General features: G+C 74.4%; 9 protein-coding genes. All 9 read right to left on the bottom strand.

The window, feature by feature from the left end; all coding sequences use genetic code 11:
* Nucleotides 1-274 precede the first annotated feature (274 nt).
* Genes tyrS through argC form a run of 9 tightly spaced genes read right to left on the bottom strand, consistent with a single transcriptional unit; the run spans nt 275 to nt 9,515 of the window.
* Nucleotides 275-1,573, bottom strand: a complete 1,299-nt coding sequence (tyrS, locus tag AC0IVP_RS21430; protein ID WP_471759216.1) for a tyrosine--tRNA ligase — start codon at nt 1,571-1,573, stop codon at nt 275-277.
* Nucleotides 1,570-2,226: a DNA-3-methyladenine glycosylase gene (locus AC0IVP_RS21435; protein WP_471759217.1), complete on the bottom strand. Its 657-nt coding sequence runs from the start codon at nt 2,224-2,226 to the stop codon at nt 1,570-1,572. Before AC0IVP_RS21435 ends, tyrS begins: the two co-directional genes overlap by 4 nt.
* Before the next feature lie 30 nt (nt 2,227-2,256).
* Entirely contained in the window at nt 2,257-3,699 is a 1,443-nt protein-coding gene (argH, locus tag AC0IVP_RS21440; protein ID WP_471759218.1) for an argininosuccinate lyase, read from the bottom strand.
* Entirely contained in the window at nt 3,696-4,217 is a 522-nt protein-coding gene (locus AC0IVP_RS21445) for an arginine repressor (protein WP_056291822.1), read from the bottom strand. The genes argH and AC0IVP_RS21445 overlap by 4 nt, the downstream gene beginning before the upstream one ends.
* A 4-nt stretch (nt 4,218-4,221) precedes the next feature.
* Complete coding sequence (gene argF, locus AC0IVP_RS21450) at nt 4,222-5,163, bottom strand: ornithine carbamoyltransferase (protein ID WP_471759219.1); 942 nt, start codon at nt 5,161-5,163, stop codon at nt 4,222-4,224.
* Entirely contained in the window at nt 5,160-6,341 is a 1,182-nt protein-coding gene (locus AC0IVP_RS21455; protein WP_056291817.1) for an acetylornithine transaminase, read from the bottom strand. The genes argF and AC0IVP_RS21455 overlap by 4 nt, the downstream gene beginning before the upstream one ends.
* Complete coding sequence (gene argB, locus AC0IVP_RS21460; RefSeq protein ID WP_200938768.1) at nt 6,338-7,330, bottom strand: acetylglutamate kinase; 993 nt, start codon at nt 7,328-7,330, stop codon at nt 6,338-6,340. Before argB ends, AC0IVP_RS21455 begins: the two co-directional genes overlap by 4 nt.
* A complete protein-coding gene (argJ, locus tag AC0IVP_RS21465; RefSeq protein WP_056291814.1) occupies nt 7,327-8,478 on the bottom strand; it encodes a bifunctional glutamate N-acetyltransferase/amino-acid acetyltransferase ArgJ in 1,152 nt (383 codons plus the stop codon). Before argJ ends, argB begins: the two co-directional genes overlap by 4 nt.
* Entirely contained in the window at nt 8,475-9,515 is a 1,041-nt protein-coding gene (gene argC, locus AC0IVP_RS21470) for an N-acetyl-gamma-glutamyl-phosphate reductase (RefSeq protein ID WP_056291806.1), read from the bottom strand. Before argC ends, argJ begins: the two co-directional genes overlap by 4 nt.
* Between the last annotated feature and the right edge of the window lie 55 nt (nt 9,516-9,570).

A 9,570-nucleotide genomic window follows, 5' to 3' on the forward strand; every position in this document is an offset into this window, starting at 1 on the left:
AGGCACCCCGTGACTGGGGTTGAACATATGGCACTGACTTTCGGCACGCTGTTGAGTTCTCAAGGAGCGGACGCGCAGGAACTCCAGCCTCGCGGCCTTCGCTTCCCAGCTTGATTTGTCCTGCTCGGCGGCGGGCCCGGCCTTGCGGTCGTTCCCGGCGCAGAGAGAAAGTTACGTGTCCGGGGCGGGGCTGTCAAACCCGCTCGTGGGTGACGCCGGCCACCCGCCCGGAACGTCCCCGTCACGTGCTGTTCACACGGGGCGGACGCGCAGGTCAGACGGCGGAGACCTCGGCCCGACGGACCCCGGCCACCGTGCGACGCCCGCGACGCAGCACGAGCCATCCCCCTGGCAGGACGTCCGAGGACACCGGTCGGGCCTCGCCGTCGGCGATCCGGACGTTGTTCAGGTAGGCGCCACCCTCCTTGACGGTGCGGCGGGCGTCCGAGAGCGACGAGCACAGGCCGGTCTGCTGGAGGAGGGCGGCCAGGGTCGGCCACTCCCCCTCGACCGTCGTCGTCCCGGCCTCGGACAGCGCGGCCTCGAGCGTCGCGGCGCCCAGCTCGGCCAGTTCGGCCCGGCCGAAGAGCGCACGGCCGGCGGCCTCGGCCTGCCGGAGCTCGTCCTCCCCGTGCACTAGCCGGGTCAGCTCCTCGGCCAGGGCTCGCTGCGCCTCCCGCGCCTGCGGCTTCTCCTCCGAGGAGGCGATGAGCGCCGCGACCTCCTCGGGTGACCGCTCGGAGAACAGCGGCAACCAGGCGCGGACGTCGACGTCGTCGATGCCCAGCCAGTACTGGAAGAACGCGTACGGGCTGGTCTCCTCGGGATCGAGCCAGACGGTGGCGCCCTCGGTCTTGCCGATCTTGGTGCCGTCGGCCCGGGTGATCAGCGGTGTCCCCAGGGCGTGCACCGACACCCCGTGGGTGCGGCGGACCAGGTCGGTGCCGGCCGTCAGGTTGCCCCACTGGTCGGAGCCACCGGTCTGCAGCGTGCAGCCGTGCCGCTCGTGCAGCTCCTTGAAGTCGTTGGCCTGCAGGATCTGGTAGCTGAACTCGGTGTAGCTGATGCCGGCGTCGCTGTTGAGCCGGGCCGACACCGCCTCCTTGGCCAGCATCCGGTTGACCCGGAAGTTCTTGCCCAGCTCCCGGAGGAAGTCGATCGCCGACAGGGGTGCCGTCCACTCCAGGTTGTTGACGTACACCGGGGCCAGCAGACCCTGCTCGGCGGCGGGACGGTCCAGGAACGGCGCGACGCGTGCCCGGATCCGCTCCACCCACTCGCCCACCAGCTCCGGTGAGTTGAGCGTCCGCTCGGCGGAGGGCCGGGGGTCGCCGATCAACCCGGTCGCCCCGCCCACCAGGACGATGGGCTGGTGGCCGGCACGCTGCAGGGCACGCAGCACCATGAACTGGATCAGGTGCCCGACGTGCAGCGAGCGCGCTGTCGGGTCGAAGCCGCAGTAGTAGGTGACCGGACCGGCGGCGAGCGCCGCACGGAGCTCGCCCTCGTCGGTGCTCTGGGCGATCAGCCCGCGGCGGTGGAGTTCGTCGACGACGTCAGCACTACTGGTCACGGGGTCCCATCCTGCCCGGCGGCCGGACGGCGTCGTCGCACCCCCGCACGGAAGGCGCTCACCGTGGGGGCACCGGTCTCGGTGTACCGCCACGGCAGCTCGGCGGCGTGGGTGATGCCGACCCGCGGGCCGGCGGTCACCGAGGCCGGCGCCGGTCCCCGGTGCAGCCGGACCGGCGAGGACGGGTCGAGCAGGTACCGGTCCCGGTCGTCGGGCCCGATCGACAGCGCGGAGGTCAGCCGGGCCGGGCCCCGGGCCAGGTCTCGGGGGCGGGCCGAAGCGGGGCGACGGCTCCGGGCCAGGGGCTCCCCCACCACCACCTCACCGGCCCGCAGCAGCACCGCGGAACCGTGGCCCTCGGGCTCGACGACGACGTTGGCGCACCAGTGCACGCCGTAGCTGAAGTAGACGTACAGGTGACCGGGCGGCCCGAACACGACCGCGGACCGGGGCGTCGGGCCCCGGTGGGAGTGCGCCGCCGGGTCGTCACCGGCGCCCGAGTAGGCCTCCACCTCGGTCAGCCGGACGGCGACGGTGCCCTCCGGCCGGTCGGTCACCACCCAGCAGCCCAGCAGGGACGGCGCCACGGCGTCGAGCGGCCCGACCAGCTCCTCGGGGGTGAGGAGCGGGCCGGGCCGGTCGACGTCGGTCACGGGGTCGGTGGAGGGGCTGTGGCGACGGCGTCAGAGCGCCGGGGCCACCGGGGACGCCCCGGCCCAGGTCCGGTGCTCCCCCACCAGGGCGGTGAGCGCGGTGAGCTGCTCGGCGACCCGCTCGGGCGCCGTCCCGCCGCGGGCCTTGCGGGCGGCGAGTGCGCCCGGCACGGACAGCACCGTGCGGACCTCGGGGGTCAGGTGCTCGGAGACCTCGAGCAGCTGGGCGTCGGTGAGCTCGTCGAGCTCGACGCCCAGGGACTCGCACCGGGCGACCATCGCGCCGCTGATCTCGTGCGCCGAGCGGAACGGCACCCCGGCCGACACCAGCCACTCGGCGACATCGGTGGCCAGCGCGAAGCCCTGGGGGGCGGCGGCCTCCAGCACCTCGGGGCGCAGGGTCAAGGTGGCGACCATGCCGGTGACCGCGGGCAGCAGGAGCGCGAGCTGCTCGATGGAGTCGAAGACCGGCTCCTTGTCCTCCTGCAGGTCCCGGTCGTAGGCCAGCGGCAGGCCCTTGAGCATGGTGAGCAGGCCGGTCAGGTTGCCGACGAAGCGGCCGGCCTTCCCGCGGGCCAGCTCGGCGATGTCGGGGTTCTTCTTCTGCGGCATGATCGAGGAACCGGTGGCCCAGGCGTCGTCCAGCCGGGCCCAGCCGAACTCGGTCGACGTCCAGAGCACGACCTCCTCCCCCAGCCGGGACAGGTGGACGCCCAGCAGGGCGGCGGCGAAGCAGAACTCGGCGGCGAAGTCGCGGTCGCTGACCGCGTCGATCGAGTTGTCGGCGGCCCGGTCGAAACCCAGCTCGGCAGCGACGGCGTCGGGGTCCAGCCGCAGCGAGGACCCGGCGAGCGCGCCGGCGCCCAGCGGGCTGACCGCGGTCCGGCGGTCCCAGTCGAGCAGCCGGTCGACGTCGCGGGCGAAGGAGTGCGCGTGGGCCAGGAGCTGGTGGCTGATCAGCACCGGCTGGGCGTGCTGCAGGTGCGTCATGCCCGGGGCGGCGACGTCCCGGTAGGTGGTGGCCAGCCCGACCAGGGCCTCCTCGAGGTCGGCGAGCGAGCCGACCAGGGCCCGGACGTGGTGCCGCAGGTACAGACGCAGGTCGGTGGCGACCTGGTCGTTGCGGGACCGGCCGGCACGGAGCTTGCCGCCCAGGGTGCCGAGCTTGGCGGTGAGGCCGCGCTCGAGGGCCTCGTGCACGTCCTCGTCGGCCTCGATGGCGGTGAAGGTCCCGTCGGCGACCTCGGCGGACAGCTCGGTGAGTGCGCCGACCATCTGCTCGAGCTCGGCGGCGTCCAGCAGGCCGGCGCGGTGCAGCACCCGGGCGTGCGCACGGGAGCTCGCCAGGTCGAAGGGGGCCAGCCGCCAGTCGACGTCCGTGGACTTGGACAGCGCGGCCATCGCGGCGGACGGGCCACCGCCGAACCGGCCTCCCCAGAGCCTGGTGTCGGATCCGGTGGGTGCGGTGCTCACGGTGCGGGACGTCCTTCGGGGTCGGAGGGGGCGCTGCCGGCGGCCAGCGCCAGCAGCCGGTCGGCCAGCGCTGCGCCGCCGACCGGGTCGCGGGAGACGACCAGGAGAGTGTCGTCCCCGGCGATGGTGCCCAGCACGTCGGGCAGGCCGACCTTGTCCAGGGCCGAGGCCAGGAACTGCGCCGCCCCGGGCGGGGTGCGGAGCACCGCGAGGTTGGCGCTGCCCTCGGCGCTGGTGAGCAGCTCCCCCAGCATCCGGGTCAGCCGGCCCGGTGCGGATTGCGCCGGGCGCAGCGGGGCGTTCTCCGGGGGCAGCACGTAGGACGCCGGGGCGCCGTCGGAGCCGCGCAGCTTCACCGCGCCCAGCTCCTCCAGGTCCCGGGACAGCGTGGCCTGGGTGACCTCGACGCCGGCCTCGGACAGCAGGCGTGCCAGGTGCGCCTGGCTGGTCACCGGTTGCGCGGTGATCAGCTCGGCGATCCGGGCGTGCCGGGCCGGCCGGTTCAGCGCCGAGGTCATCGGCTCATCGCCCCAGCAGCCAGACCAGCAGCGCCTTCTGGGCGTGCAGCCGGTTCTCCGCCTCGTCGAAGACCGCGCTCTGCGGGCCGTCGATCACGCTGGCCGCGATCTCCTTGCCGCGGTAGGCCGGCAGGCAGTGCAGCACGATCGCGTCCGACGCCGCGCGGGCCAGGGCCTGCTCGTCGACGGCGTAGGGCAGGAACGGGGCGACCCGGGTGTCGTACTCGCCCTCCTGGCCCATCGACACCCAGGTGTCGGTGGCCAGCACGTCGGCGCCGTCGGCAGCGGCGGCCGGGTCGGCGGTCCAGGTGACCGAGCCCCCGGTCTCCGCGGCCACCTGCGCCGCGCGGGCCATGACCGCCGGGTCGGGCCGGTAGTCCTCCGGAGAGCCGATCCGCACGTGCATGCCGGCAGTGGCACCGCCCAGGGCGTAGGAGTGCGCCATGTTGTTCGCGCCGTCGCCCAGGTAGGTCAGCGTCAGCCCGGCCAGCGTCGGACGCCGCTCGGCGATGGTCTGCAGGTCGGCCAGGATCTGGCACGGGTGGTAGGAGTCCGTCAGGGCGTTCACCACCGGCACCCGGCTCACCGAGGCCATGGTGTCCACCCGGTCCTGGCCGAAGGTCCGCCAGACGATCGCGGCGGCCTGCCGGTCCAGCACCCGGGTGGTGTCCTCGACGGGCTCGCCGCGGCCCAGCTGGCTGCCGGCGGCGTCGATGACCAGGGGGTAGCCGCCGAGCTCGGCGATCCCGACGGAGAAGGACACCCGGGTCCGGGTGGAGGGCTTGTCGAACAGCACCGCCACCGCCTTCGGGACGCCGTGGGGCGCGGCCAGCGGGGTCGGGGCGCCGGCCGTGTGCCGGGTCGCCTTGAGGTCGGCGGCCAGCGCCAGCACCTCGGCCTGCTCGGCCGGGGAGAGGTCGTCGTCCTTGGTGAAGTGCCGGGTCACGACTGGGTCTCCAGGGCGGTGTCGAGGGCTGCGGGGAGGGCCTCGACGAAGGCGTCGACCTGCGCGTCGGTGACGACGAGCGAGGGCGCCAGCCGGACGACGTCCGGGGCGACGGCGTTGGTGAGGAAGCCGGCGGTGCGCAGTGCGACCTCGGTCTGCGGCGCCACGTCTGCGGTGAGCACGACGCCGAGCAGCGCGCCCCGCCCCCGCACGCCGGAGACGGCGGGGTGGCCCAGGCCCTCGATGCCGGTGGTGAACCGGTGCTCGAGGTCCTTGGCGCGCTCGAGCAGGCCCTCGTCGCGGATGGTGTCCAGCACCGCCAGCGCGGCCGCAGCGGCGATCGGGTTGCCGCCGAACGTGGAGCCGTGGGACCCGGCGCCCAGCAGCTCCGCGGCGTCGCCGAAGGCCAGGGTGGCGCCCAGCGGCAGGCCGCCGCCGAGCGACTTGGCCATGGTGATGACGTCGGGGGTGACGCCGTCGGCGGCGTGGGCGAACCACTGACCGGTGCGTCCGCTGCCCGTCTGCACCTCGTCGACGGCGAAGAGGGCACCGGCCTCGGCGGCCTGGGCCGCGGCGGAGGCCAGGTAGCCGGCCGGGGCGGGCAGCACGCCTCCCTCCCCGAGCATCGGCTCCAGCAGCACCATCGCGGTCCGGTCGGTGAGCTGCAGGGCGTCGGGGTCGCCGTAGGGCACGTGCCGGACCCCGCCGGGCAGCGGCGCGAACGCCTGCGCCTTGGCGGGCTGCCCGGTCAGCGCCAGCGAGCCCATGGTGCGGCCGTGGAAGGACCCCAGGGCGGTGACCACCTCGGGCCGGCCGGTGAGCCGGCTGATCTTGAAGGCGGCCTCGTTGGCCTCGGCGCCGGAGTTGCAGAAGAAGACCCGGCCGGGCCGGCCGGCCAGCTCCAGCAGCCGCTCGGCCAGGGTCACCCCGGGCTCGTGCATCGCCAGGTTCGACACGTGGCCCAGCACCGCGGCCTGCTCGGCGATCGCGGCGACGACGACCGGGTGGGCGTGGCCCAGGATCGTGGTGGCGATACCGCCGAGCAGGTCGACGTACTCGCGGCCGTCGACGTCCCAGACGGAGGCGCCACGCCCGTGCGCCAGGGCGACCGGCGGGGTCTTGTAGTTGCCCATCATCACCGCCGACCAGCGGCGGGTCAGCTCCTCGGTGTGCGTCATGCTGAACCCTCCTCAGGGGTCGGTGCGGCAGGGACGACCATCGTCCCGGTGCCCTCGGTGGTGAACATCTCCAGCAGCAGGGCGTGCGGCAGTCGGCCGTCGACGACGGTCGCCCGGTCCACCCCGCCCTCCACGGCGCGCAGGCAGGCGGCCATCTTCGGGATCATCCCGGCGTCCAGGGTCGGCAGGATCTCGGCCAGCTCGGCGCTGTCGATCTGCTCGACCAGGGAGTCCCGGTCGGGCCAGTCGGAGTAGAGCCCCTCGACGTCGGTGAGCACGACGAGCTTCACCGCACCCAGCGCGACGGCCAGGGCCGCGGCGGCGGTGTCGGCGTTGACGTTGTGCAGCTGCCCGCTCGCATCCGGCGCCACGGTGGCGACGACCGGGATGTGCCCGGCCTCCAGCAGCGCGGTGACCGGGGCGGGGTCGACGGCGACGACGTCGCCGACCAGCCCGACGTCGACCGGCTCGCCGCCCACGAGGGCCTGGGTGCGCTCGGCGGTGAACAGGCCGCCGTCCTCGCCGGACAGCCCGACGGCCAGCGGGCCGTGGGTGTTGATCAGCCCGACGACCTCGGGGCCGACCTGACCGACCAGCACCATCCGGACGACGCCGATGGTCTCCTCGGTGGTGACCCGCAGGCCGCCGCGGAACTCGCTCTCCACCCCCAGGCGGGACAGCATCCGGCTGACCTGGGGGCCGCCGCCGTGCACGACGACGGGCAGGATGCCGCAGGTCCGCAGGAAGACCATGTCCTCGGCGAACGCGGCCCGGCACTCGTCGTCGACCATGGCGTGCCCGCCGTACTTCACCACGACGACGTTGCCGTGGAACTCCTTGAGCCACGGCAGTGCCCCGGTGAGGACGGCGACCTTGGCGGCGTCACCGGTCGGGTCCGGGGTGCGCATGACCCGGCTGGTGCCGACCCGCCGCTTCGGCGGGACCTCGTCGGGCCGGACGTCGGGCGGCGTGGGGTCCTGGGTGCTCACGTCGAGTACGCCGAGTTCTCGTGGACGTAGGCGATCGACAGGTCGTTGGTCCAGATGGTCGCGGACTCCGTGCCGGCCCGGAGGTCGACGTCGATGGTGATGGCCCGGCCGGTGAGGTCGACGCCGTCCCGGTCGTCACCGATGGCACCGGCCCGGCAGACGGTGACCCCGTTGATGGTCACGTCGACCTGGTCGGCCTCGAAGGCGGCGTCGGTGGTGCCGATCGCCGCCAGCACCCGGCCCCAGTTGGGGTCGTTGCCGAACAGCGCGGTCTTGAGCAGGTTGTTGCGGGCGCAGGCGCGGCCCGCGGTCAGTGCGTCCGCGACGCTGGCGGCGTTCGAGACGGTGATCGCGATGTCCTTGGTGGAGCCCTCGGCGTCGGCCAGCAGCTGCATCGCCAGGTCCAGGCACGCGGCGTCCAGGGCGGCCTCGAACTCGGCCGCCGACGGGGTGACCCCGGAGGCGCCGTTGGCCAGCACGAGCACGGTGTCGTTGGTGGACAGGCAGCCGTCGCTGTCCACGCGCTCGAAGGAGTGCGCGGTGGCGTGCGCCAGGGCCGGGGCCAGCAGCTCGGCCGGGACCACGGCGTCCGTGGTCAGGACGACGAGCATCGTGGCCAGGCTGGGCGCCAGCATGCCGGCGCCCTTGGCCATCCCGCCGACGGTCCAGCCGGCCCCGGTCTGCACCGTGGTCTTGGGCACCGAGTCGGTGGTCATGATCGCCCGGGCGGCGGCCGCGCCACCGTCGCCGGACAGCTGGGTGGCGGCGTCGCTGATCCCGGCCGTGAGCCGGTCCATCGGCAGCCGGACGCCGATCAGCCCGGTGGAGGCCACCGCGACGTCGATGGCGCCCAGCCCGAGGGTGTCGGCGACGTGCTCGGCGGTGGCGTGGGTGTCGGCGAAGCCCTCGGGCCCGGTGCAGGCGTTGGCCCCGCCGGAGTTGAGGACCACGGCGCGGACCCGGCTGTTGCTCAGCACCTGCCGGCTCCACAGCACCGGCGCCGCGGGGAACCGGTTGGTGGTGAAGACGGCGGCGGCGGCGTCGTCGGGACCGTCGTTGACGACGAGGGCGACGTCGGGGTCGCCGGAGGACTTGAGGCCCGCGGCGACGCCGGCAGCCCGGAAGCCCTGGGGCGCGGTGACGGTCACGGTGCGACCCCCACCAGCGGGAGGCCGAGGGTCTCGGGGAGGCCCAGGGCGATGTTGGCGCACTGGATGGCGCCGCCGGCCGTGCCCTTGGTCAGGTTGTCCACCGCGGCGACGACGACCAGCCGGCCGGCGTCGGGGTCGACGGTGACCTGCAGGGCGACGGTGTTGGCGCCCAGGACGGCGGCGGTGGTCGGCCACCGGCCCTCGGGCAGCAGGTGCACGAAGGGCTCGTCGGCGTAGGCCTCGACGTAGGCGGCACGGGCGGCCGCGGCGTCGACACCGGGGCGGACCTTGGCCGAGCAGGTGGCCAGGATGCCGCGGGCCATGGGCACGAGGGTCGGGGTGAAGCTCACGCCGACAGTCCTACCGGCTGCCTCCGACAGGTTCTGGATCATCTCGGGGGTGTGCCGGTGCACGCCGCCCACGCCGTAGGCGCTGGCGGCCCCCATGACCTCGGAGCCGATCAGATCGGGCTTGGCGGCCCGGCCGGCACCCGAGGTGCCCGACGCCGCGACGACGACGACCTCGGGCTCGACCAGGCCGGCGGCCAGGGCCGGGGCCATGGCGAGCGAGACGCTGGTCGGGTAGCAGCCGGGCACCGCGATCCGCCGGGCGCCCTCGATCTTCCCCCGCTGACCGGGGAGCTCCGGCAGGCCGTAGGGCCAGGTGCCGGCGTGCTCACTGCCGTACCACCGCTCCCAGGCGGCGGCGTCGGCGAGCCGGTGGTCGGCACCGCAGTCCAGCACCAGGACGTCGTCCGGGAGGCCCGCGGCGATGGCCCCGGAGGCGCCGTGCGGCAGGGCCAGCACGACGACGTCGTAGCCGGCGAGGTCCGACGGGTCCGAGGGCTGCACGACCATGTCGGCGTAGGGCAGCAGGTGCGGCTGGGACTCCCCCAGGCGTCGGCCGGCGCTCGATGCTGCGTGCACCCCGGTCAGCTGCAGCTGCGGGTGCCCGGCCAGCAGCCGGCACACCTCACCGCCCGCGTACCCGGTGGCGCCGGTGACCCCGACCGTCCACGTCCGTTGTCCGCTCACAGTGCATGAGTATGCACGACCGTGGATGACTGTGCAGTCGTGGGGTGGGCGGGTC

This window comes from Klenkia sp. AC732 (assembly GCF_979256525.1).